The 23,676-nt window shown below is 65.4% G+C and carries 26 protein-coding genes; 9 read left to right on the top strand and 17 right to left on the bottom strand.

The genetic code is table 11. The features are described 5' to 3' along the window. The first annotated feature begins 4 nt into the window (after positions 1–4). The 7 genes from AAIO73_RS12485 (at position 5) to AAIO73_RS12455 (ending at position 7,025) form a co-directional block, all read left to right on the top strand. Positions 5–895 carry an SDR family oxidoreductase gene (locus tag AAIO73_RS12485; protein ID WP_345878558.1) on the top strand — a complete coding sequence of 297 codons (891 nt, stop codon included), beginning with the start codon at positions 5–7 and terminating at the stop codon, positions 893–895. 33 nt (positions 896–928) lie between these two features. Next, on the top strand, positions 929–1,174 hold the full coding sequence (locus AAIO73_RS12480) for an acyl carrier protein (protein ID WP_242116468.1): 246 nt from the start codon (positions 929–931) through the stop codon (positions 1,172–1,174). 31 nt (positions 1,175–1,205) lie between these two features. Further along, a complete protein-coding gene (gene spt / locus AAIO73_RS12475) occupies positions 1,206–2,468 on the top strand; it encodes a serine palmitoyltransferase (RefSeq protein WP_345878486.1) in 1,263 nt (420 codons plus the stop codon). 194 nt (positions 2,469–2,662) lie between these two features. After that, on the top strand, positions 2,663–3,856 hold the full coding sequence (gene lptF / locus AAIO73_RS12470) for an LPS export ABC transporter permease LptF (protein WP_345878485.1): 1,194 nt from the start codon (positions 2,663–2,665) through the stop codon (positions 3,854–3,856). Then, positions 3,856–4,947, top strand: a complete 1,092-nt coding sequence (gene lptG, locus AAIO73_RS12465) for an LPS export ABC transporter permease LptG (RefSeq protein WP_345878484.1) — start codon at positions 3,856–3,858, stop codon at positions 4,945–4,947. Before lptF ends, lptG begins: the two co-directional genes overlap by 1 nt. 94 nt (positions 4,948–5,041) lie before the next feature. Then, positions 5,042–5,800 (top strand): sterol desaturase family protein, encoded by a 759-nt coding sequence (locus tag AAIO73_RS12460; protein ID WP_345878483.1) that lies wholly within the window; start codon positions 5,042–5,044, stop codon positions 5,798–5,800. Positions 5,801–5,867: 67 nt separating this feature from the next. Beyond that, positions 5,868–7,025 (top strand): N-acetyltransferase, encoded by a 1,158-nt coding sequence (locus AAIO73_RS12455; protein WP_345878482.1) that lies wholly within the window; start codon positions 5,868–5,870, stop codon positions 7,023–7,025. 45 nt (positions 7,026–7,070) lie between these two features. Here the strand turns inward: AAIO73_RS12455 and AAIO73_RS12450 are convergent, their stop codons facing one another. The 11 genes from AAIO73_RS12450 to AAIO73_RS12400 form a co-directional block, all read right to left on the bottom strand. Continuing rightward, complete coding sequence (locus AAIO73_RS12450) at positions 7,071–7,289, bottom strand: hypothetical protein (RefSeq protein WP_345878481.1); 219 nt, start codon at positions 7,287–7,289, stop codon at positions 7,071–7,073. Positions 7,290–7,313: 24 nt separating this feature from the next. Then, the gene (locus AAIO73_RS12445) at positions 7,314–7,628 is read right to left on the bottom strand and encodes a hypothetical protein (protein ID WP_345878479.1); all 315 of its coding nucleotides are present in this window, start codon (positions 7,626–7,628) and stop codon (positions 7,314–7,316) included. A 195-nt stretch (positions 7,629–7,823) separates the two neighbouring features. Beyond that, entirely contained in the window at positions 7,824–8,582 is a 759-nt protein-coding gene (locus tag AAIO73_RS12440) for a transporter (protein WP_345878477.1), read from the bottom strand. Continuing rightward, complete coding sequence (gene xth / locus AAIO73_RS12435) at positions 8,579–9,349, bottom strand: exodeoxyribonuclease III (RefSeq protein WP_345878476.1); 771 nt, start codon at positions 9,347–9,349, stop codon at positions 8,579–8,581. Before xth ends, AAIO73_RS12440 begins: the two co-directional genes overlap by 4 nt. Before the next feature lies 1 nt (position 9,350). Then, positions 9,351–9,689, bottom strand: coding sequence for an iron-sulfur cluster insertion protein ErpA (erpA, locus tag AAIO73_RS12430; protein WP_242116478.1), 339 nt, complete (start codon positions 9,687–9,689; stop codon positions 9,351–9,353). 68 nt (positions 9,690–9,757) lie between these two features. Continuing rightward, on the bottom strand, positions 9,758–10,927 hold the full coding sequence (locus AAIO73_RS12425) for a M23 family metallopeptidase (RefSeq protein WP_345878474.1): 1,170 nt from the start codon (positions 10,925–10,927) through the stop codon (positions 9,758–9,760). Between the two features lie 260 nt (positions 10,928–11,187). After that, on the bottom strand, positions 11,188–11,649 hold the full coding sequence (locus tag AAIO73_RS12420; protein ID WP_345878472.1) for a peroxiredoxin: 462 nt from the start codon (positions 11,647–11,649) through the stop codon (positions 11,188–11,190). Next, positions 11,630–14,302, bottom strand: coding sequence for a bifunctional [glutamine synthetase] adenylyltransferase/[glutamine synthetase]-adenylyl-L-tyrosine phosphorylase (locus AAIO73_RS12415; protein WP_345878471.1), 2,673 nt, complete (start codon positions 14,300–14,302; stop codon positions 11,630–11,632). Before AAIO73_RS12415 ends, AAIO73_RS12420 begins: the two co-directional genes overlap by 20 nt. A gap of 352 nt (positions 14,303–14,654) precedes the next feature. Continuing rightward, positions 14,655–15,290: a sigma-70 family RNA polymerase sigma factor gene (locus tag AAIO73_RS12410; protein WP_242116482.1), complete on the bottom strand. Its 636-nt coding sequence runs from the start codon at positions 15,288–15,290 to the stop codon at positions 14,655–14,657. A gap of 115 nt (positions 15,291–15,405) precedes the next feature. Then, positions 15,406–15,543, bottom strand: a complete 138-nt coding sequence (locus tag AAIO73_RS12405; protein ID WP_242116483.1) for a hypothetical protein — start codon at positions 15,541–15,543, stop codon at positions 15,406–15,408. 39 nt (positions 15,544–15,582) lie between these two features. Next, positions 15,583–16,389 carry a response regulator gene (locus AAIO73_RS12400; protein WP_242116484.1) on the bottom strand — a complete coding sequence of 269 codons (807 nt, stop codon included), beginning with the start codon at positions 16,387–16,389 and terminating at the stop codon, positions 15,583–15,585. A 152-nt stretch (positions 16,390–16,541) separates the two neighbouring features. Between AAIO73_RS12400 and AAIO73_RS12395 the strand changes: the two genes are divergently transcribed. Next, entirely contained in the window at positions 16,542–16,802 is a 261-nt protein-coding gene (locus tag AAIO73_RS12395; protein WP_242116485.1) for a NepR family anti-sigma factor, read from the top strand. A gap of 91 nt (positions 16,803–16,893) precedes the next feature. After that, positions 16,894–18,393, top strand: coding sequence for a sensor histidine kinase (locus tag AAIO73_RS12390; protein WP_345878467.1), 1,500 nt, complete (start codon positions 16,894–16,896; stop codon positions 18,391–18,393). Here the strand turns inward: AAIO73_RS12390 and queE are convergent. The 6 genes from queE to AAIO73_RS12360 form a co-directional block, all read right to left on the bottom strand. Next, positions 18,390–19,025, bottom strand: a complete 636-nt coding sequence (queE, locus tag AAIO73_RS12385) for a 7-carboxy-7-deazaguanine synthase (protein WP_345878465.1) — start codon at positions 19,023–19,025, stop codon at positions 18,390–18,392. The genes AAIO73_RS12390 and queE overlap by 4 nt on opposite strands. Then, positions 19,022–19,804 carry a 7-cyano-7-deazaguanine synthase QueC gene (gene queC / locus AAIO73_RS12380; RefSeq protein WP_526023799.1) on the bottom strand — a complete coding sequence of 261 codons (783 nt, stop codon included), beginning with the start codon at positions 19,802–19,804 and terminating at the stop codon, positions 19,022–19,024. The genes queE and queC overlap by 4 nt, the downstream gene beginning before the upstream one ends. Before the next feature lie 69 nt (positions 19,805–19,873). Further along, complete coding sequence (locus AAIO73_RS12375; RefSeq protein WP_345878463.1) at positions 19,874–20,293, bottom strand: hypothetical protein; 420 nt, start codon at positions 20,291–20,293, stop codon at positions 19,874–19,876. 22 nt (positions 20,294–20,315) lie between these two features. Beyond that, positions 20,316–21,230 carry an Hsp33 family molecular chaperone HslO gene (hslO, locus tag AAIO73_RS12370; RefSeq protein ID WP_345878462.1) on the bottom strand — a complete coding sequence of 305 codons (915 nt, stop codon included), beginning with the start codon at positions 21,228–21,230 and terminating at the stop codon, positions 20,316–20,318. A 150-nt stretch (positions 21,231–21,380) separates the two neighbouring features. Continuing rightward, the gene (argF, locus tag AAIO73_RS12365; protein ID WP_345878460.1) at positions 21,381–22,298 is read right to left on the bottom strand and encodes an ornithine carbamoyltransferase; all 918 of its coding nucleotides are present in this window, start codon (positions 22,296–22,298) and stop codon (positions 21,381–21,383) included. 144 nt (positions 22,299–22,442) lie between these two features. Then, on the bottom strand, positions 22,443–23,633 hold the full coding sequence (locus AAIO73_RS12360; protein ID WP_345878459.1) for an aspartate aminotransferase family protein: 1,191 nt from the start codon (positions 23,631–23,633) through the stop codon (positions 22,443–22,445). Positions 23,634–23,676: the final 43 nt, after the last annotated feature.

The raw sequence follows: 23,676 nt of genomic DNA, 5'->3' as shown, positions 1-23,676 counted from the left end.
GACGATGGCGCTGACCGGCGGTACCGGCTTTGTCGGGCGTCGTGTGATTGCGCAGGCGGTCGGTCAGGACTGGCACGTCCGTGTGCTGACCCGTCGCGCCCAGCCCGCCGAGCCGAACGTCAGCTGGGTCCGTGGAGCGCTCGACAAGCCCGACAGCCTGACCGAACTGGTCGCGCACGCCGATGTCGTTGTCCATGTCGCGGGCGTCGTGAACGCACCCAACGCGGCGGGCTTCACTGCCGGCAACGTCACCGGCACGCGTGCAATGCTCGATGCCGCGCAGGCAGGCGGCGTCCGCCGCTTCGTCCATGTCTCCTCGCTATCGGCACGCGAACCGCAGCTATCGGCCTATGGCGCATCGAAACGCGCGGGCGAGGATCTGGTCGCCGCAAGCGATCTCGACTGGACGATCGTGCGGCCAAGCGGGGTATATGGGCCGGGTGATACCGAAATGCGGGACATGTTTCGCATGGCGCAGCTGGGGCTGGCACTGCTGCCGCCGCCCGGGCGGGTCGCGCTGGTCGCGGTCGATGATCTGGCGCGGCTGTTGCTGGCGCTCGCCGACAGCGATGGCCCGCGCGCGATCCTCGAGGTCGATGACGGCAATCCGATGAGCCATGCCGAGCTCGCCAAGCTGATCGGCGATGCCGTCGGGCAGCGGGTGTTGCCGATGCATCTGCCGGCGAAGCTGTTGCGGATCGGCGCGAAAATCGACCGGAAATTCCGCGGGGCGTCGGCCAAGCTGACCGAGGATCGCGCCCGCTATCTAGCGCATCCCGACTGGACCGCCGATCCCGCGCGTCGTCCCGATCCCCGTTTGTGGGAACCGCGCATCCCCACGCCGCGCGGGCTTGCCGACACCGCGGCATGGTATCGTGCGCACGGTCTGCTATAGGCCCGCGCAAACAAGCATATTGGAAAGACCCGCATGAGCGACCGTGCAGCCACCCTCGACACCATCACCGGCCTGATCGAACCGTTCAACAAGAAAGGCGTCGCGCTGACCGAGGCGACGACCTTCGCCGGGGATCTCGAATGGGACAGCCTGACCGTGATGGACTTCGTCGCAGCGGTGGAGGATGAATTCGACATCGTCATCACCATGAACATGCAGGCCGATATCGAAACCGTCGGCCAGCTTGCCGACGCCGTCGAAAAGCTCAAGACCGCCTGACCGCCCTGCCCGGCCCCGAAAGACTGAACCGATGACCGAAGCCGCTGCCACCGCCCACGCCCCGTCCGATTCGCCCGAAACGGTCGCGCCCGAACGCGACCTGTTCAGCAAGTTCGATCCGCTGATCGCCGAACGTGAGGCGTTGCTCGCGACCGGGGTGCGCGATCCGTTCGCGATCGTGATGGACAAGGTGACGTCGCCGACCCAGGCGGTGATCCGCGGCAAGGATACGATCCTGCTCGGCACCTACAATTACATGGGCATGACCTTCGACCCCGACGTTGTGGCGGCGGGCAAGAAGGCGCTGGACGAATTCGGATCGGGCACCACCGGCAGCCGGGTGCTGAACGGCACCTACGACCCGCATAAGGATTGCGAAGCGGCGCTGCGCGAATTCTATGGCACCGATCATGCCATGGTGTTCTCGACCGGGTACCAGGCGAATCTGGGCATCATCTCGACGCTGGCGGGCAAGGGCGAGTATATCATTCTAGACGCCGACAGCCACGCTTCGATCTATGACGGTTGTTCGCTCGGCAATGCCGAGATCGTCCGCTTCCGCCACAACTCGGTCGAGGATCTCGACCGGCGGTTGGGCCGCCTGCCCAAGGAACCGGGCAAGCTGGTCGTACTGGAGGGCGTCTATTCGATGCTCGGCGACATCGCACCGTTGCCCGAAATGGTTGCGGTCGCGAAGAAGCATGGCGCGATGGTGCTGGTCGACGAAGCGCACGGCATGGGGTTCTTCGGCCGCAATGGCCGCGGCGTGTACGAGGAACAGGGCGTCGAGAAGGACGTCGATTTCGTCGTCGGCACCTTCTCCAAATCAGTCGGCACCGTTGGCGGCTTCTGCGTGTCGAACCATCCGAAGTTCGACGTGATGCGGCTGGTCTGCCGCCCCTATGTCTTCACGGCGTCGCTGCCGCCCTCGGTCGTCGCGACCGCCGCGACCTCGATCCGCAAACTGATGCATGCCGGCGACAAGCGCGCGCATCTGTGGCGCAATTCGAAGCGGCTGCATGGCGGCCTCATGGATCTGGGCTTCAAGCTCGGTACCGATACGCCGCAATCGGCGATCATCGCCGTGATCCTCGAGGATCAGCAACAGGCCGTGCTGATGTGGCAGGCGCTGCTGGAAGGCGGGCTGTACGTCAATATGGCCCGCCCGCCCGCGACCCCGGCCGGCACCTTCCTGCTGCGCTGCTCGCTGTGCGCCGAGCATAGCGCCGAGCAGGTCGAGACGATCCTCGGAATGTTCGAAGCGGCCGGCAAGGCGGTAGGTGTAATCGCCTAAACTCCTTCCCGCTCGCGGGGAGTGGGACGATCCGCAGGATGGTGGAGGGGGGTCGCGGCATTCACAACGGTTGCGTGCCAAGGCGCTCCCCCTCCGCCACCGCTTCGCGGCGGTCCACCTCGCCGTATCGGGAAGGATTTTGCGTCACCGCTTGGGGCTGGCGTATCGCGCAACCTTCGGTATAGCCGTGGCCCATGCCATCGATCGATCGCTACATGGCCCGGCTGATCGCAGTGCCGCTTTTCTCTACGCTGTTGATTTCGGCGATGTTGCTCGTCCTCGACCGGATGCTGCGGCTGTTCGATTTCGTCGCGGCAGAGGGCGGGCCGGTCAGTGTCGTGTGGCGGATGCTCGCCAACCTCCTGCCCGAATATCTGGGGCTCGGCATTCCGATCGGACTGATGCTGGGCATCCTGCTCGCCTTCCGCAAGCTGGCGACCTCCTCCGAGCTCGACGTGATGCTCGGCGTGGGCATGAGCTATTGGCGGCTGCTGCGCGTACCGTTCATCTATGCGACGGTGCTCGCCGCGGCGAACCTTGCGATCGTTGGCTATATCCAGCCGCTGGCGCGCTATAATTACGAAGCACTGCGCTTCGAACTGCGCACTGGCGCGCTCGGCGCATCGATCAAGGTCGGCGAATTCACTAAGCTCGGCGAGCGCATGACGCTCAGGATCGAGGAAAGCCGCGATTCGGGCGCCGATCTACGCGGCATATTCGTGCAGGCCAGCCGGCCCGACGGCCAGTGGCTCGGCGTCACTGCCGAGCGCGGCCAGTTCCTGCGCACCGACGATCCCAACACAATCATCTTCCGCCTGACCAACGGCACGCTCATCCATAATTCGCCCGACTTCCGCGTGCCGCGCACACTGACCTTTACCGCCCACGACCTGCCGATCGACCTGCCCAAGTTCGGCAACTTCCGCCCCCGCGGTGGACGCGACCTCGAACAGACGCTGCCACAGCTCGCCATCACCGGCCATGATCCGAAGGTCAGCGAAGAGGATCGCGACGGCGCGCGTGCGAATTTCCACTTCCGTCTGGCTGAAGTCGCGACGATGTTCCTGCTGCCGATGCTCGCACTGGCGCTGGGCGTGCCGCCCAAACGGTCCTCGTCGGCGCTCGGCGTGTTCTTGTCGATCGTGATGATCGTGACCTATCACAAGGTCAACGAATATGGCGAGGCGGTCGGCGGGCTTGGCCGGATCGATCCAATCCTCGCGCTGTGGGTGCCGTTCCTGCTGTTCGCGGCACTGGTGTTTCGCCTCTATTGGGTGATCGCGCGTGTGCCGGGCGGGGAGCCGATCGGCGGGCTGGAACGCGGCGCCGCCAAGATCGGCAAGTTCATCGGCCGCTATCTGCCCGGCCGGCGCAAGGCGACAGCGTGATGCGAGGTTTCTTTCCATCGACGACGGTCGCCGTCTACATGGCGCGGCTGTTCCTCGTGCGCACCTTCGCGATCCTGTTCGCGCTGGTGCTGGTGCTGCAGGCGCTCGACCTGTTGTCGGAAAGCGGCAAGATCCTTGCCCAGCCGGGCAACGGGCAGGCCGAAATTCTGCGCTACATCTCGCTGCGCGCACCGCAGATCGTCGCGCGCTTCCTGCCCTTTTCGGTACTGCTCGGCACGATCCTGACGCTGACCCAGCTCAACCAGAATAGCGAGATCATCAGCCTGAAGGCGGCCGGCCTGTCGGCGCACCAAGTTCTCGCCCCGCTGATCCTCGCCAGCTTCGGCGTGGCGGCGCTGTCGTTCGCGTTCAACGAACGCGTCGTGGCGCGGGCGACCGCGACGCTGACGGCGTGGGACGATGTCGATTACGGCGCGATGCCGATCGATCGCGGCGACCGTACCAATGTGTGGGTCCGCGATGGCGACAATCTGATCCAGGTCGCGCGCGTGGCGGGACGCGGCGAGCAGACCCGGCTGCGCGGGATCACCGTGTACAGCCGCGTCGGCTCCTCGCTCCGCGCCTTGACCACAGCCAGTAGCGGCCGGCGCGAGGACGGCGCATGGCGGATCGAGAATGCCGAACGCTTCACCGTGGCGACCGGCATACGCGAACGGCTGGGTACGCTGCGCATTGCCGGCGGGGTACGGCCAGACCAGTTCACGCTACAGAATGTCGATCCCGACGGCCTGTCCTTCGCCCAATTGTCGCGGGCGATCGACGATCTGGTTGAGGCAGGTCGCCCGACCAAGGCGTTGGAAGGTGCGCTGTGGCACAAGCTGTCGGGGCCGCTGTCGGCGGTGCTGATGCCGCTGCTCGCCGCCGTCGCCGCCTTCGGCGTCGCGCGCTCGGGAAAATTGTTCGTGCGCGCAGTCATTGGCATGGCGCTTGGCTTTACCTATTTCGTGGCAGACAATTTTGCGTTGGCGATGGGCAACCTTGGCGCCTATCCCCCGTTCCTAGCCGCATGGGCACCGTTTCTGCTGTTCTTCCTGATCGGCGAAGCGGTGCTGATCCGAACCGAGGAATGACGCAGGATCGTCGTACTTTGGCCGCAAATCGTCCCCAGATGCGGAGGATGGGCGGCATCGCCCGATCGAGGAATGAGTTGAGGAAGTTGGCCCGATGAACGCGATCACCGAGAAGCAGGGCTTCTGGAAGAAGTCGCACCATCTCGACAAGATGACCTTCAAGGAGCTTGTCGTCGCGTATTTTCAGTACCCGGCGATCATTGCCTATATCGCGCTGTCGTTCGTCGCGATTGGGCTGTTCGTCTGGTCGCCCGCGCCGCTGCTGCCGACGCTGGCATCGGTCGGGGTCGCGGTCCTCGCCTACCCGTTCGTGTGGTATGTGCTGCATCGCTGGGTGCTGCATTCGAACTGGATGTTCAAGATCTCCCCCCTCGCCGCGACGTGGAAGCGCATTCACTACGATCACCATCAGGACCCCAATCATCTGGAGGTACTGTTCGGCGCGCTGCACACCACCCTGCCCGCGATCGCAATCGCGACGGCGCCGATCGGATATCTGATCGGCGGGTTCGGCGGGGCGATGGCGGCGCTGGCAACGGGCTTGCTCACCACCTGCTTCTACGAATTCTGCCACTGCATCCAGCATCTGGCGTACAAGCCGAAGAACAAGCTGCTGGTCGCGTGGAAGCGCAAGCACATGGCGCACCATTTCCATGACGAACATGGAAATTTCGGCATCACCAACTTCTTCTGGGACAAGGTGTTCGGTACCCATTACGAACGGTCAGAACGCCCGGAAAAGAGCGCAACGGTTTTCAACCTCGGCTATACCGACGAAGTCGCGAAGAAATACCCGAAGGTCGCCGAATTGTCGGGCGGCGTGGCGAAGGGGCATCCCCGCTATCGCGGATGACCGATTTGTCATTTGATGTTTGGGACGGGGCGGCGCATTGCCGCCCCGTTGTCGTTTGGGGGATGCAATGTCGGATACGCAGGTGAAGGTTCGTCCGGTTCTGAACGGGGCCGATCGCAAGGCGTTCATCGCCCTTCCCTATCGGCTCTATGCCCAGGATCCCCATTGGGTACCGCCGCTCAAGACCGAAGTGGCGGCGACGATCGACCCGAAGAAGAATGGCTGGTTCAGTCATGCCGAGGGGCAGTTGTTCCTCGCCGAACGCGGCGGACGGGTGGTCGGTCGCATCTCGGCGCATATCGACACGCTCGCGCTGACTATGCCCGGAGACAAGGGGTTCGGCCCCGGCGTCGGTTTCTGGGGAATGATCGAGGCCGAGGATGAAGCGACCGCCACGGCGCTGATCGCGCAGGCGGAGCAGTGGCTGCGTGCCAAGGGCATGACCAAGGCGATCGGTCCGGTCGCGCTGTCGATCTGGGAAGAACCGGGGCTGCTGATCCAGGGCCATGACCACAGCCCGACGGTACTGATGGGCCATCACCTGCCGCAATATCGTGGCTGGATCGAGCGTGCGGGCTACGCCCCCGTCAAGCAGCTCGTGACCTATGAGCTCGACATTACCAAGGATTTCCCGCCGATCGTGCAGCGCATCGTCGCGGCGGGCGAGAAGAACGATCGCATCCGCATCCGGCGCGTCAACAAGGCGAAGTTCGCCGACGAGGCCGCGATCATCCTGCGCATCCTGAACGATGCCTGGTCGGATAATTGGGGTTTCGTGCCGCTGACCCAGCCTGAGGTTGATGACGTCGGCAAGAAGCTCAAACCCTTGGTGTTCGAGGACCTGATCCGCATCGCCGAACTGGACGGCGAACCCGTAGCGTTCATGATCACGCTACCCGACATGAACGAACCGCTCAAACCCATGGGCGGGTCGCTGCTGCCGTTCAACTGGCTGAAGCTGCTGCTATGGCTGCGCGCGCCCAAGGCGCGGACGATGCGCGTGCCGTTGATGGGCGTGGTCAAGAAACTGCAGGCGTCGCGCATGGCGAGCCAGCTGGCCTTCATGATGATCGAATATATCCGTCGCGATGCAGTGGCGAAATTCGGCGCGACGCGCGGCGAGATCGGCTGGGTGCTCGACGACAATCAGGGCATGAACGCGATCGCCACGACCATCGATAGCAAGATCAATCGCGTCTATCAGGTGTACGAACGCCCCCTCTGAAGAGGACGGCCGCCGGGTGCCCCGCCCCGGCGGCGATCGTCCGCGTTACTTGCCGCTCAGGACCAGGACGGGGTCGAAGCCGCGGGCGCGCCATTCGTCACGGGTCCGGCAAATCTTTCCCCTTTGACGTGCCCCCTCGCGGCGATCGAGAATGCAGTAGCGCTTGACGCGCGGCGCGGTGGTGACCGGCGTCGCCGGCTGGGCCGGCGCTTCGGCGGCGGGTGCGGCGGTGGCGAACAATGCGGCCAGCAAGGTTGCGATCATAAATAGTCCCTCCCGTTCCCGAAATCAGCGGCCAGCCAGTGCGGCGTCGAGATCGACCCCAATCGCTTCCCAATGGCCCCGGGTCTTGCAGACGCGCGGCATGATACGCGAACCGGTACGTTCGGTGCGGAAGCAGTAGCGCGCGTTCGGCGCGGCCTTGTACGCAACGGCAGCCGGACCTGCGGCGAGCGTGACCGTCAGCGGCAGCGCCGATACGGCGGCGGTCGCGGCGACCGGGCTCGGCGTGGCGACGGGGGCTGCGTCCGGCTCGGCTGCGAAGGCGGAGGTCGTGGCGACGAGGCCGAGGACGATCGAAGTGGCGAAGCGAATGGCGGTCATGATGCTGTCTCCCTGTGCGCGTCCGGTGTGTTGCCGGACATGCCAGTAGCTTTGCAGCGACCGTGCCAGTTTTAATTATCGTTGCTTTTCAATGTCTTAGTAATCGACTACATTTGTAGATGTGGTATCCGCCACCAATCCGCGGGAAATGCCGCCATCGGTTGGGATAATATCCGACGTATCGATCGGCACCGATCAAAAACGGTGCGAGATGCCGCTATAGACGCGCAATTTCGGCGTATCGGCATCCAGACCGGCGACACCGCCCGCATCGATCTGCAGGTCCGGCGACACTTGCCACGCAAGGGCCAAAGCGACGCGATGCTGGGTCGCTTCGTCATCGTGCGACCACTGCCCCTCCGCGGTCAACTGGCACCGATCGGACAGTGTGACGCCGAGACCGACGGTTGCGGTCGTCGCCACCATATTGCCTGCCGCCTCCTCGCGCGGCGTCCATGCAAGTTCGGGCGAGAATTGCAGGTTCAGCGCCTTGCTGAGATCATAGCTGATCGGCGCGACGACCGCCGCGCCCCAGCCCCCGTCTCCGATCGGCGAACGTCCGACCGGCACCGTGACCGATGGCTGCACGCCATAGGACAACCCCTTGCCATCGGGATTACGCAGCGCGATCCGGCCACCGATCTCGATATCGCCGGTCCGCGCCGTCCGCCGGCCCTCGAGGCGGTCGCGTTCGATGCCGAGGGGAGTCCAGTTGACCTGCGCCTCGATCCGGTCGGTCAAGCCCAGCCGGAACAGGCTGTCGCCGAACAAGACGGTATTGCTATCGTCGTCGCGCTCCCAGTCCGACAGCGCCGTTTCGACGGCGGCCCGGCCGGGATCGAGCACACAGGCCGACTGACCGAGGCTCGGCCGCGTCGGACAATAGTCGCGCGCCGCAGCGGCGGTGGTCGACAGCGCCGCCGCCGCGCCCAACGCGGCCAATCGCGTAATCAACGCAGGCGGACCCAGGTCGGCGCGTGATCGCTCGCCTTTTCCCTACCGCGATACGCCTTGTCGACGCCGGCATCGACCAGCCGGTCGGCGGCGATCGGGCTGAGGAGCAGGTGATCGATCCGGAACCCGGCATCGCGCTGCCACGATCCGGCCTGATAGTCCCAGAAGGTCCACACGCCACCCTTCGGAAAGCGGGTCCGTAGCGAGTCGGTCCAGCCCTGCGCCAGCAATGCCCGATAACCGGCCCGCGATTCGGGCTGCATCAGCGCATCGCTCTGCATCGCCCGAACCGAGAAGACATCGTCGTCGTTGGGAATGACATTATAGTCACCCGCCAACACGACCGCGCGTTCCTCAATCAGCAGCGTTGCCGCCCGGTCGCGCAGACGATCGATCCAGCGCAGCTTGTAATCGAATTTCGGCCCCGGCTGCGGATTGCCGTTGGGCAGATAGATGGAGGCGACGACCAGACCGTCGACCTCGGCCTCCAGATAGCGGCTATGCTCGTCCTCCGGCTCGCCCGACAAGCCACGCTGCCGCTCGACGGGATCGGACCCTCGCGCCAGCACCGCGACGCCGTTGAACCCCTTCTGCCCGTGCCACAGCGCACCATAGCCGGCGGCGCGGATATCAGCTTCGGGAAACGTATCGTCGCTCGACTTCAATTCCTGAAGACAGACGATGTCCGGCTGTTCTTCGGCCAGATATTCGAGCAACCGGGGCAAGCGCGCCTTGATGCCGTTGACGTTGTAGGTGACGATCCGCACGTCAGATCGCGAAACTGGTGCCGCAGCCGCAGCCCGACGCCGCCTGCGGATTGGTCACGCGGAACGCCGCACCACCCAGCGATTCGACGAAATCGACCTCGCTGCCGCGGACCAGATCGATGCTGACCGGGTCGACGACCAATGTGACGCCATCGGTCTGTGCAACGCTGTCGTCGCTCTCGACCGTTTCCGCCAGTCCGAAGCGATATTGGAAGCCCGAACAACCACCCCCCTCGACCGAAAGGCGCAGGATGGCAGGCTTGGCCTGTTTCGCCGCGATCGCCGCGACGCGTTGCGCAGCGGAGGGCGACAGGGAAATGTCGGTGGTGGTGGTGGTCATCGCGCTCAGATAAGCGCGCGGCGACCGATCGGCAACGGGCAGTCCGCGATGCGTCGGTCGGCCGCAAATCAGTCGGCGACGGGACCGCCCATCGCCACCCGCTGCCGCTGCGCACGATCCGCCGCCATCGCCAGTTCGCCTGCCTGCAGATAGGGGGCCGGATTGACCGCCGAGCCGTCGATGCGGACTTCGTAATGGAGGTGGCTGCCGGTCGACCGACCGGTCGACCCCATCAGCCCGATCAACTGGCCACGCTTCACGCGCTGGCTGTCATGGACGATGATCTTCGACAAATGGCCATAGCGGGTGGCGATGCCCTTGCCATGGTTCACTTCGATCAGATTGCCATAGCCACCGGCGCGTTCGGCGCGGGCGACGATGCCGTCGGCGGTGGCATAGACCGGGGTGCCGAGCGGCCCGGGAATATCGACCCCGGCATGCATCGCGGCGGTGCCACGGAACGGGTCGGAGCGGACACCGAAATTGCTGGTGAACGACAGGCGTTCGACCGGCTGATAGGACGGGATCGAGATCGCCGCCTGTTCCAGCGTATCGAGCTTCTTCCAGCTCAGGAACAGTGCGCGGAACTGGGCGTCGGCCTGCGCGTCGGCGGTGGCGGAGGCCGCGGTCGCCGCGGCGGCAGTGGCGGCATCGACCGGTTCGTACGGGCCGCCCATCGCCGGCATCACGCGGCGCGGGTTCAGCCCCAGCTTGCGGATGGTGCGCGCGGTATCGGCATAGCGGGCATCGGCGATCGCCTTCGCCTGGGACGCCATCTGTGCCTGTTGCCGGGCGACGCGTTCGAACGGGCGTGTGACGAAATTGGCGCCGGTAGCGGGCGCCTGATCGAGCGCGGCCAGCGCCAGCGCATCCGCATCCTCGTCGCCGGTCAGCACCGCCGCAAGGGCCGCCTGCCGCTTGTCGAGCCGGGCGGCATGGGCGCGGGCGTCGGCATGGAGGCGGGCGACGTCGGCGCGCATCGCATCGACCTGCTGCTGCATCGCCACGACCTTTTCGTCCGACGTCGCGACCGCGCCGGTCGCCGCCTGGCTCATGCCGAACGCCGAGAAGGCGATGGTGACGGCGGCAAGGCCCGCGGCCGCCGCCTGGTTACGGCCGGTGATGGTGTGGCGGTGAAGCTGGCAGCCGTCATGAAACAGAAAATGCCGCGTACGGAAGATGGAACGGAACCCGGCGAACGGAGCGACGTTGTTTTTCAATACGGAATTAATCGACATTCTGTCCCGCTATCCGAGCGTTATGCACGCGTCGGAAGCGCCGACACGAACGATGAACCCCAATGTCCCGACGGTTTTGCCCCACCGCGCGTCGACGGATCGAGGACTTGCCGGATAGAAGGTCGGTTACGCAAGCGTCCGGCTGAAGCGGCGCGGTAAAGCGTCGTACCGGCGCGGTCAGTCGTTTAACCATGTGATCGGGACGGCCCCGCCACCGCCACCAACCATCAGCGCCAACGCATGCAATCGATTCGCCGCGATCAGGACCGAACTGCGGCGAGGACGTCGGCGGCATGGCCGGCGACCTTCACCTTGCGCCATTCGCGGACCAGCCGACCCGCGCCATCGAACAGGAAGGTCGCGCGCTCGATCCCCATATAGGTCCGGCCGTACATCTGCTTTTCGCCCCACACGCCGAACGCCTCGCACACGGCACCATCGGCGTCGCTCGCCAGCGTCACGGTCAGCGCATGCTTCCCGGCGAAGCGCGCCAGTTTCGCCGGCGCGTCGCGGGAAATGCCGACGACACTTGCCCCCGCCTGTGCAAAATCATCGGCAAGTGCCGAAAAATCCTGGGCTTCGCGCGTACAGCCGGTCGTATCGGCCTTGGGATAGAAATACACGACCAACGGCTTTCCCAGCCGGTGGTGCAACGACAGCGGCGTGCCGTCGGCCAGCACCAGTTCGCCCGCAGGCAGAATGTCACCGATCGCCAACGCCATTCGCTATCTCCTGCCACGTATCGCCGACCACCTGCCGCGCGGCGTCGAGCCTGACAAGTACCGCGTCCCAGTCGGCACAGCCCAGCGCGGCGGCGAGGATCGGTCGCGTCGTCTCGGGCGGGACCTGCGCATCGGGCGCGACCAGCCGCATCGCGACGATCAGTCGGGTCAGGAAATCATGCGCGTCGTGCAATCCCCTCGGCAACCGACCCGCCGCCACCAACGCATCGATCGCATCGCCCAGTCGCGGCGACAGCCCCTGCCCGCTTTGCAACTGCGTGACATGGACCGCGAACTCGAGATCGACCAGACCGCCCGGCGCCAGCTTGGCATCCAGCGGGCCGGCGGGCGGCTTGTGACGTGCCATGTCGGTACGCATCGCCACCGCCTCCGCCGCGACGTCGCGGTCCGGCCGGTCGCCGGCCAGCACCCGCGCGATGATCGCTGCCGCCGCCGCGCGCCCCGCCGACGATCCGACGATCGGTCGCGCGCGGGCGAGCGCCATATGCTCCCACGTCCACGCATCCTCCCGTTGATAGCGTTCGAACCCGGCGAGCGAGACGACCAGCGGCCCCTGCGCCCCCGATGGCCGCAGCCGCGTATCAACATCGTAAAGCGGTCCCGAGGCGGTCTGCACCGACAACGCCGCCGTCAGCCGCTGCGCCAGCCGGTTATAATAGAGCACCGCGCCGAGCGGCTTCGCACCGTCCGATTCGGCCGAAAAATCACCGGTAAAACAATAGACGAGGTCGAGGTCGGACGCATGGGTCAGCGCCCCGCCGCCCAGCCGGCCGAGCGCAAGGACGATCAGTTCGCTGTCCGGCACCCGGCCGTGGCGCTCCGCAAATTCGGCAACGGTGGCGGCGGCGAGCACCTGTACCGCCGCTTCCGCCACCCGGGCATAGCCATCCGCCACGGCGAGCGGATCGCCGGTCCCGGCGACCACCTGCACGCCCAGCATGAACCGCTTCTCGTTCACCACGTCGCGGACATGGTCGAGCAGCCGTTCATAGCCTTCCGCCTTCCGCGCCGCCATTTCGGTCGCCAGTTCCGCGACCGTTCCGACCGGTTCGAGCGCGCGCGCATCGATCAGCCCGTCGAGCAGCGTCGCCCGCCGGGCCAGCGCCTCGGCCAATGTCGGCGCATGGCACAGGATCGTGCTCAGCAGCCGGGCCAGTGCCGGTTGCGCCTCCAGCAAGCGAAACAGGTTGATCGCGCTGGGCAGGCGCGCGAGCATCGCATCCAGCCGCAGCAGCGCCGCTTGCGGGTCCGACGCGGTCGCGAGGCCAGCGATCAGCCCGGGCAGACTGTCCTCCAGCGCCGCGCGCGCCGCCGGACTGCGCAGCGCCGGATAGGCGCCCCCGCGCCAGTCGACGATCCGCCGCGCGGCCTGTTCGCCCGATGCGAAGCCGAGCGTTTCGAGCCGGCCCGCCAATGTCTGCGGATCGACCGGAAGGCCCGGCACCGACGCGCCGTCGAGCTGGTCATACACTGCGCCCACCGCCGCGACGTGCGGCGCCAGCAGGTCCAGCAACGCCTGCCCATCCTCTGCGCCGTGCAGCCGCGCGACGCGGTCGAGCGCCTCGCACTGGTCGGGCAAGCTGTGGGTCTGGCGATCGTCGACCATCTGCAGCCGGTGTTCGATCGTGCGGAACAAGGTATAACCATCGGCCATCACCTGCGCTTCTTCGGCGGTGATCCGGCCGCCCGCGGCCAGCGCCGCCAGCGCATCGAGCGTGGCGGGCGCCCGGAGCGTCGGGTCGCGCCCGCCATGGACCAGTTGATGGACCTGCGCGAAGAACTCCGCCTCGCGAATGCCGCCGCGTCCGCGCTTCAGGTCGTATCCGGCGCCGAACGCCTGGCCCTGCGCATAATGGTCGCGGATGCGGCGGGTGATCTCGCGGATCTCGCCGATCGCACCGTAATCGAGCGCGCGCCGCCATACGAACGGCCGGATCGAGTCGAGGAAGCGGTTGCCGAGCGCGACGTCGCCCGCCACCGCCCGCGCACGAATGAAGGCCGCTCGCTCCCATGGCAGCGCGGCCGATTCGTAATAGGAGACGGCGGCATCGATCGGCAACGCGATCGGCGTCGCCTCGGGCGAGGGACGCAGCCGTAAATCGACGCGCAGCACATAGCCGTCGCCGTCGCGGGCCTGCAGCAGTTCGACGGCGCGCTTGCCGATCCGCACCGCCGCCTCCACCGGCTCGTCGTGTTCGCGTCGGGGAAGCGTCGCCGGGTCGTAGATCAGGATCGGGTCGATGTCGGACGAATAATTCAGCTCGTGGCTGCCCTGTTTGCCCAGCGCGATCGCCGCGAAGCCGACCGGCTGGGCACCCGGCGTCCGTTCCTCGATAGCCGCGACGATGGCGCGGTGCAGGGCGCTGTCGGCGAAATCGCTCAGCGTCCGCGTCACCCGCCGCAGGTCATAGGTGCCCGACAGATCGCCGAGCGCCACCAGCAACGCGATCCGTCGCCGCTCGATCCGCAGACGTTGCGCCAGTGGCAGCGCCGAATCTGCAGCGACCGCGGCCAGAGCATCGACCGCAAAGCCGGGCAACGCCTCGACGAACGCGGCTTCGCGATCGAGCAAAACCGAAAGGAAGGGCGACCCCGAACGGATGCGATCAAGCAGTTCGAATGGCAGATGCATCGCTGGATCGCACTCCGGGGTAAAAAACTTACCCTTTCCTACCGCCCGATTAATGGAAACGAAATGCGGATGCGCACGTTGGAAAATACATGGCAACGCAACCGACCTTTGGCACTCTGTCGTCCAATCGTGGACAAGTGGTGCGCGGTCCGTCACCGACGGACGGCATAGGAGAAGCGTTGCGCAGAGTGTTCAACGGCGATAGCCGACTGCCCCCCATGTGGGTCGATCAACTTCGCCGACTAGACAAAACTGACTATTAGCTGGTCCAGCGCGGATTACGGTTCAATGTAAGCCCCGCCGATCCGCTTCCGGGCACCAAAGGTACGGACAACCTGTAACCGCAACCGCGTTAGCGATCGCGGCTCAAATCGTCGACTTCGCCCATGATTGTGTCTAGTACCGTCTGTCCGCCATTATCGGGCTGTTCGGCGCGTGACGGCAACTTGCCCTCGGACATCAAGGCTTCGAGCGCAACTCGACCACGGGCCACGCGACTTTTGATCGTACCCACCGCGACGTTGCAGATTTCTGCCGCTTCCTCATAGGCAAACCCGCCCGCTCCGACGAGGATCAACGCCTCGCGCTGCGGTTGCGGAAGATGCAGTAGGGCACGTTGCATATCGGCCAGTTCGACGTGCCGGTCCTGGCTCGCAGGAGCCGCGAGAATGCGGTCGGCGACTAGATCGTCCCACTCGCCCTTGAACCGCGCACGCCGCATCTGCGACAGATAAAGGTTGCGCAGAATAATGAACGTCCAGGCGCGCATATTGGTGCCGGCCTGAAAACGCTGCCGCGCCGCCCACGCCTTAAGCAGCGTTTCCTGCACGAGGTCGTCTGCCAGATCGCGGCTGCCCGACAGCGAACGGCCGAACGCGCGCAAGTGCGGGATGACCTGCGCCAGTTGCTTCTTGAACTCGGGATCGGAGAGCGCGACGTGCTCCTGCACCTCGCCTGCCGCGTCCTCGTTGATGTCGGATTCAGTCATTCTTATCCGTTCGATACGCAGTCGGCCCGGTGTGGGGCTGACCCGAACATAGGGGTGCCGATCGTCGATTTCCAGCGCCGCCGGGACGAACCGAGGCGCGGCGCCGGAACGCGTATCAGGACAACAATATATACGCCATGACCGCGATCACCGCGATCAGGGACACCGCGAGAATATAGCGGGTGACCCCGGGGGTAGCGCCGGCGCGTGCTTCGGTGGCGCTGACATGGATGCTGTCTTGATCGTCTGCCATCGCCTATCAACCCCCGAAGATCGTTTTGGGTCCGTACCGTTACGCCGCGACTTCCGGTACGGTCGCCTCGTCGAAGAACAATGCCTGGCTGATCGCCGCCTTCACCGTCGACCGCTGGAACGGCTTGGTGATGAGGAAGGTCGGCTCCGGCCGCTCGCCGGTCAGCAGACGCTCCGGGAAGGCGGTGATGAAGATAACCGGCACGTTGAATTCCGACAGGATGTCCTTGACCGCGTCGATGCCCGAGCTGTCGTCGGCAAGCTGGATGTCAGCGAGCACCAGCCCCGGCCGGTCCTGCATAGCGAGCGCCACGGCCTCGTCGCGGGTGACTGCGACGCCTGTGACCTCATGCCCCAGGTCGCGGACGATCTGTTCGAGGTCCATCGCGATCAGCGGCTCGTCCTCGATGATCATGACTCGCGACCGGGTCTGCTGCTCGATCTCGCGCAGCGCCTCGGCGACAAGTTCCTCCACTTCTTCGGGCGTGGCGTCGATCAGATAGGCTGCATCCTCGGTCGTAAAGCCTTCCATCGCGGTCAGCAGCAGCGCCTGCCGCGACAGCGGCGCGATACGGGCGAGGCGCGCCTGTGCAATCGCTTCATTCTCGGTACCCGATGCGCTGGCGGCGCCGAACGCTTCTGGCTGCGACGAGGCCCAGATCGCCTGGAAGGTGCGATAGAGGCCGAGACGCGGATCGACGTCCCGCGGAAATTCCTCCGGAGCGGCCACGATCGCTTCCAGCGTCGCGCGGACATATTGATCGCCCTCGCTCTGGCTGCCGGTGAGTGCTCGGCCATAGCGCCGGAGGAAGGGGAGGTGCGGCGCAAGCTGCTGTCCGAGCGACATGGTCAGGTAAATCTCCTTCGTCGCGACCCGGCGATGAATGCCGGACCGCACACTGCGTTCTACAACGATACGGCACGGGAAAGACGCCTCCCCCGAGTTCGCGTCGATGCATGGAACCAACGAGCACGTCTTTTGTTTCCTGTGCGCCCGACATGCTGATGCAAGCCAGTCTTGATGCCGGTCGGCGGTTAGGTATTCGTGCCGGCGTTTGTCCGGGCGTCGGGGGAAGGCATAGCTTCGTGAAGGATGGTGAGAAGTCGGTTCAGCAGTCGAACGCGAAACCCGCGGGGACGACGCAGCCGGACAAGAAAGACACGTCCAGCCTGGGTAACGCGTTGCGCGCCGTGTATCAGGATGCAGCCAGTGAATCGGTTCCCGACGAGATGCTCGACCTGTTGAACAAGCTCAAATAGCCTCGACGGTGTGACCGATACTGTAACAGCCAAGCGGAGGTCGCCCAGTCCGGCCGCCGCGTTGCGGCGGGTGCCGACTGGCGCGAAACTGATGCTGATTCTCAGCGCCGCGCTACTACCGCTGGCACTGATCGCGTTGTTCGCCACGCTCCAGACGTCCCGGATCGCCGATATCGATCTGCGGGCGCGGTTGCGCGTCGCCGCGATCGAGGCGTCGCGCGGGATCGCGATCGAGTTGGGTGGCGACATGACTGCGCTTCGCGTCGCGATGACCGCCCTTTCGTCCGATCCGGCAAATTCGCCCAGTTGCGCACGGGTCGAAGGGGTGTTCGCGCAACAATCGACGGCGGGCGCACGCTTCGCCATCTACGCGACCGATGGCCGTTTGGTCTGTGGAACTGCCATACCGGTGCGGATGGTCGGCGCCGCAGATGCCGGTGGCGTGCGAGCGCAACTCGTTGCCGATGCCGGAGTCGTGCTCGACATCCACGGCCCCAACAACGCTCGTGCGGTCGCGTTTTTTCCTGCGGCGTTGCTGCGCGACCGGTCGCAGCCGAGTGCCTTCCCGACCCCGTTCGAAAGCGGCATTCTGCATGCTGACGATGGCGAATTGAGCCTTTCCATGCTGCCGCCGGAATCAGGGATCGAACGGCTGGAACGCGTGAGCATCCCGCTGAGCATCGATGACCTCGCCTTCACCATGGCGGTACGCCGTGCGCCGATCACCTCTTCGACGATCGTCGCGATGCTGCTCCCGCTGGTCATGTGGTTCGCGGCGACCGGCATTGGCTGGTTCGTGGTCGACCGGTTGCTGATCCGTCCGCTTCGGCGACTGCGCGACGATATCGAACGCTATCGGCCCGGCCATCCGATGGCCGACGTCAATCTCGGCGCGATCCCCGCACAGGAAATCGCCGATCTGGGCGAGACGTTCCAGGAACTGACCCATACCGTCGAACGCCACGAACAGTCGATGGCCGATGGACTGGTGCGGCAGACCAAGCTGACGCGCGAGGTACATCACCGCGTCAAGAACAACCTGCAAGTCATTGCCAGCCTAATCAATTTCCATGCGCGCAGTGCGCACGGCGCGGCAGCCGCCGATGCCTATGCGACGATACAGCGGCGGGTCGATGCGCTCGCGGTCGTTCACCGGCATCATTATGCCGAGATGGAGGAGAATCGTGGCCTTGAACTGAAATCAGTGATCGGTGAGCTCGCTTCGAACATTCGCGCGACGTCGGCCAGCGAAACCGCCAAACTCGGCATCACATTGAACGTCGAACCGGTGCTGGTGACGCAGGACGTGGCGGTTGCCGTCTCGTTCCTGTTGACCGAGTTGATCGAGTTGGCGGCGTCGGTCAATCCGCAGGCGCAGATCGGCGTTTCGTTGCGACCCGTACCCGATACCGAAACGGCAGTGCTGCGTACCAGTTCGCCTGCGCTGGTCGAGAGCGAGCAACTCGATGCCTTGGTCGCCAGCCGCTATGGCCGGATCATCCTCGGCCTGTCGCGCCAGTTGCGCGCACCGCTGCATCACGATCCGCTGATCGGTGCCTACGAAATCACGATCGCGGCGAAGCCGGCCTAACGCAGGCCCAGCAGCTTGTGCGTTTGCAGCGACAACCGCCAAAGGGGACGCGCCATTGCGAACGCGACCGCTTCGTCGCGGTTGAACGTCTCCTGTCCGACCGCGTCCATCGGCTGGACGAGGTGATGGGCGAAGTCCCATTGCTCGATCGCGTCGACGTCGATGCCCGCCTGAGGCCAGACGAGTTTCAGTTCGTCACCATGCCGCTGCACGACCTCGCTGCCCGCCTTGGGGCTGATGCAGATCCAGTCGATGCCGGGATGCGCAGCGATCGTGCCGTTGCTTTCGATCGCAATCTCGAAACCTTCGCGGTGAAGCGCGTCGATCAGCGCGTCGTCGATCTGCAACATCGGTTCGCCGCCGGTCAGCACCACGAAGCGGCGCGTCGGTTCCGGTCCCCAATGACCGGCGACCGCCGCCGCCAACTGGGCCGCGTCGGCGAACTTGCCACCGCCCACGCCATCGGTCCCGACAAAGTCGGTGTCGCAGAAGCGGCAGATCGCCGTCGCACGATCGACCTCGCGCCCCGTCCATAGATTGCAGCCAGCGAAGCGGACGAACACCGCCCGTCGCCCGGCATGGACCCCCTCCCCTTGCAGGGTCAGGAACATCTCCTTGACCGAATAGGTCATCGGCCGGTGTCGGGCGTTTCCGCGTAGCGGGTCGGATCGGGCAGCCCCGCCTCGACAAAGCCGCGCGCGCGCAGGCGGCAGCTGTCACAGCGCCCGCAGTGCAGGTCGCCGACCGGATCGTAGCAGGTCCAGCTCATCCCTGCGTCCAGTCCCAGCCGGTCCGCTTCTCGCGCGATATCCGCCTTGGTCATATGTTGCAGGGGGGCATGGATGCGGAAGCGCGCACCATCGCTGCCGGCACGGGTGGCCAGTTCGGCCAACGCTTCGAACCCAGCGATGAAGTCCGGGCGACAATCGGGATAACCCGAATAGTCGAGCGCATTGACGCCGATCCACAGGTCGCGTGCGCCCGCCGCCTCCGCCCAACCGAGTGCCAGACTGAGAAAGATGGTGTTACGCGCCGGGACATAGGTGACCGGGATATCGTTGCCGACACCGTCCTTCGGCACGTCGATCGACATGTCGGTCAGCGCCGATCCGCCGAATGCCGACAGATCGAGAGGCAGTATGACATGCCGTTCCGCGCCGAGCAGCGCCGCGATCCGCTTCGCCGCTTCCAGTTCGACCTGATGCCGCTGATTGTAATCGATCGACAGTGCCAGCAACCGGTGGCCCGCCTCGCGTGCCAGCGCCGCCGACACCATCGAGTCGAGCCCGCCCGACACCAGCACCACGCTGAGGGGAGAATTCGTCATGCTGCGCTCGCTAAGACTTTCGGCGCGCCGGAGCAACCGCCCGAAAAAGAGCGGGCCGCAGTGACGCGGCCCGGAGGGTGCCATGCTTTAGGGGAAACATGCGTGCCCAACCGGACACGAACATCGTATAACCCGTCCGCCCTAAACATAGGCTTAACGCTGTCCTCGGGCGCAATTGCCGATCCGCCGCGCTTCATAGGCATCGGCGAAGGGCATGCCGTCGGCAATGCCCTCGCTCTCGATACGCAACGATCGCGGGGTATCGACATGGATGGTCGTGCGGACATGGCCGATGCCGGGGCAGGTATAATGGACGGTCGACAGACGCGGCGTATCGTCGATGACGAACCGGCTGCATTGAGCGGCGCGCAACCGCAGGCGCAGAAACGCCGCAGTATCGGCGAAGCAACTAGTGCGCGCGGCTTCGGGCGATCCGCTCGCGCGGAGCGACCAGTTGCCCGGCGCTACTGCGCGCATCGCGGTCAATGTCGGCGCAGCGGCGGGTTGTGCCACCGCCGCCCCCGACGCCAGCATGAGCGCCGCCGCGACCCAGCGTAACGACCTAATCCCCATGACGTCCCCCTTCCCGCGCGTGTCAGGATGCGATGTCGGCTACCGCGAGCGGAAATTTCGTCGCACAAAAGGCGCAGTCGACGGTGATGATGCCATGCTCGTCGGCCATTGCGGCGCGTTCCTCGACCGGGAAGCGCGAGATCACGCCGGCGATATAGTCCCGGTCGCACCGGCACCCGCGCGACAGGTCGGTGCTGGCGAGGATGCGGACCTCGCGCTCCTCGTTGAAGAGGCGCCAGACCAGCGTTTCCAGCGGAAGCATCGGATCGGTCAGTTCGTCCGCCCCCATCGTCGACCCCAGCGCCTCGACATGATGCCATTCGGGGTGATCCAGCCGGACGTGCAACCGCTCGCGTCCTTCCTCCCCCTCAGGCAGATGCTGAAGGAAGATGCCGCCGGCGATCCGCTGACCGTTGTCGTCGACGCCGATGCCGAGACGGACCAGCGACGGTATCTGTTCGGATTGCAGAAAATAGCTTTCCGCCGCCGCCGCGATCGAATCGCCGTCCAGCGGGACGATGCCCTGATAACGCTCGCCCGACGTCACCTGATCGAAGGTGATCGCCAGATACCCCTGCCCAAACATCGCGAACAGCGACGGGTCCTCGCCCAGTTCGGCCAGCCGCTCGGTATCGAAATCGACATAGCCGCGCAGTTCCCCATTCTTGTAATCGGCGACCATCAAGCGGATGATCCCGCCCTGCGTCTGCGCCTGCAGCGTCAGCTGCCCTTCGGCTTCCTTGAGCGTCGACCCGAGCAGCGCAGTCAGCGCGAGCGTTTCGGCGAGCAGCTTTTCGATCGGCGCAGGATAGGCATGGGCGGCGAGGATCGACTGCGCGACCGGCCCCAGCCGCACGACACGACCGCGGGCGTGATGATCGGGCAGCGTGAACCCGATCGCACGATCGAGGTCAGGCAGGCGGACGGGTTCGGACAAGATCGGGCTCCCTGTGGCCCGGCGATCCGGGCAAACTGTGATCGATCGCTCACATGGGAACCGGCACATGATTCCGCAAGCGCTTTGCGTCATGTTGCGCGTGCGAAATGGTCGACAGTGGACGGGTCGCTCCGCCCGGCGCGGCTCAGTTCAACCGACCAGTCCGAAGCACCAGCGCAAAATCGCCTTCTGAGCATGCAGCCGGTTTTCGGCTTCCGGCCAGATCAGCGACTGCGGACCGTCGATGACGTCGGGCGTCACTTCCTCGCCGCGATGCGCGGGCAGGCAGTGGAGGAACGCCGCGTCAGGCTTTGCATGCGCAATCAGTTCGGCATCGACCTGATAGGGTGCCATCGCGGCAAGCTTCTGTTCGGCGTGCGCCTGCCCCATCGATATCCACGTATCGGTGACGACGACGTCCGCGTCGCGCACGGCTTCGATCGGATCGCGGGTGATCGTCGCGCGCGCCCCTGCCGCCGACAGGACGTCGGGCGACGGGTCATAGCCCTCGGGACAGGCGGCGACGACGTCGAAGTTCATCAGCGCGCCGGCCTCGACGATGGAATGCAGCACGTTGTTGCCATCGCCCAGCCATGCCCATTTGGTGCCCGGCAATGCCTTGCCCGCTTCGATCACGGTCAGGAGATCGGCGACGATCTGGCACGGATGCGAATGATCGGTCAGGCCGTTGATGACTGGCACCGAGGCGTAGCGGACCATTTCGTCCAGCTTGGCCGGGTCGTCGGTGCGGACCATGATCGCGTCGCAGTATCCCGACAGCACACGCGCGGTGTCGGCCACCGTCTCACCACGTCCGAGCTGGGTCGTGCCGGCATCGAGCACCAGCGCGGATCCGCCCAGTTGGCGCATCGCCATGTCGAACGACACCCGCGTACGGGTCGACGACTTTTCGAACACGCAGGCGAGCGTGTGTCCGGCGAGCGATGCATCGGCATCAGCGCGGCCCTTCGGCCAACCCTTGCGCGCAGCCTTCGCGTCGAGTGCGTCGTTGAGGATGGCGGCGATGCCATCGGCACCGGCCGAGGCGAGATCGAGGAAATGGCGCATCGTGGGTAAATCCTCCCCAGCACGGGGAGGGGGACCGCCCGCAGGACGGTGGAAGGGGTGCTCCACCAGTGCTGCGCTATGGGGCGGTCCCCCTCCACCATGCTTTGCATGGTCCCCCTCCCCGTACCGGGGAGGAATTATCAATCAATCGTCGGCGACGGGCACATAGACGCGGGCGGCGGCGGACAGCTTCTCGACCGCTTCGGCGATATGGCTCTCGTCGATCATCAGCGGCGGCAGGACGCGGACGACATTGTCGCCGGCCGCCACCGTCAGCAGCTGATGCTGGTCGCGCAGATGCGCAACGAAGCGACGGCTGTCCGACTTGAGCTTGATGCCGAGCATCAACCCCATGCCGCGGATCTCCTGGAACAGGTGATCATTGTTCGCGATCATCTGTTCGAGGCTGGAGCGGAGGCGGTCGCCCATCGCCTTCACATGGTCGAAGAAGCCGGGTTCGAGCATCACGTCGAGCACCGCCTGCCCCGCCGCCATGGCCAGCGGGTTACCGCCATAGGTCGAACCATGGGTGCCGAACACCATGCCCTTGGCCGCTTCCTCGGTTGCGAGGCAGGCACCGAATGGGAAGCCGCCGCCAATGCCCTTGGCCGCCGAGACGATGTCGGGCGTCACGCCGTACTGCTCGTGCGCGAACAACGTGCCGGTCCGGCCATAGCCGCACTGGACCTCGTCCAGCACCAGCAACAGACCGCGCTCATCGCATGCCTTGCGCAGGCCGGTCAGGAATTCGGGCGTCGCGGTGCGCAGGCCGCCCTCGCCCTGCACAGGTTCGACCAGGAAGCCCGCCGTGTGGTCGTCGATCAGCGCCAGCGCGCCTTCCAGATCGTTGAACTCGGCGTACTTGAAGCCCGGCAAGAGCGGTTCGAACCCGTCGCGCATCTTGGCCTGATTGGTGGCTGAGATGGTGCCGAGCGTCCGGCCATGGAACGCTTGGTTGAAGGTGATGAGCGTATGCCGTTCGGGATTGCCGTTGGCGAAGTGGAAACGGCGCGCGGTCTTGATCGCGCACTCGACCGCTTCGGCACCCGAATTGGTGAAGAACACCGTATCGGCAAAGCTGTTGTCGACGATCCGCTGCGCCAGCGCCTCGCCCTGCGGCGAACCGTACAAGTTGCTGACATGAATCAGCGTCGCGGCCTGTTCCTGGATCGCCTTCGTCAGATGCGGATGGCCATGGCCGAGCGCATTGACGGCGATGCCGGCGGCGAAGTCGAGATATTCGGTGCCGTCCTCGCCATAGAGATAGCAGCCTTCGCCTCGGACCGGACGCACGCCGCACCGTGGGTAAACGGGCATGAGCGCGGGGGTCGTCATCGAACTGCTCCTTTGAGAAATAACGGCGTTGGAAACGCAAAAG

Origin of the sequence: Sphingomonas epibiotica (genome assembly GCF_039615155.1) — a bacterium.
Classification (GTDB): Bacteria; Pseudomonadota; Alphaproteobacteria; order Sphingomonadales; family Sphingomonadaceae; genus Sphingomonas.
The sequence above is the reverse complement of the archived record's forward strand: the minus strand, read 5'-3'. Positions and strand labels throughout refer to the sequence as shown.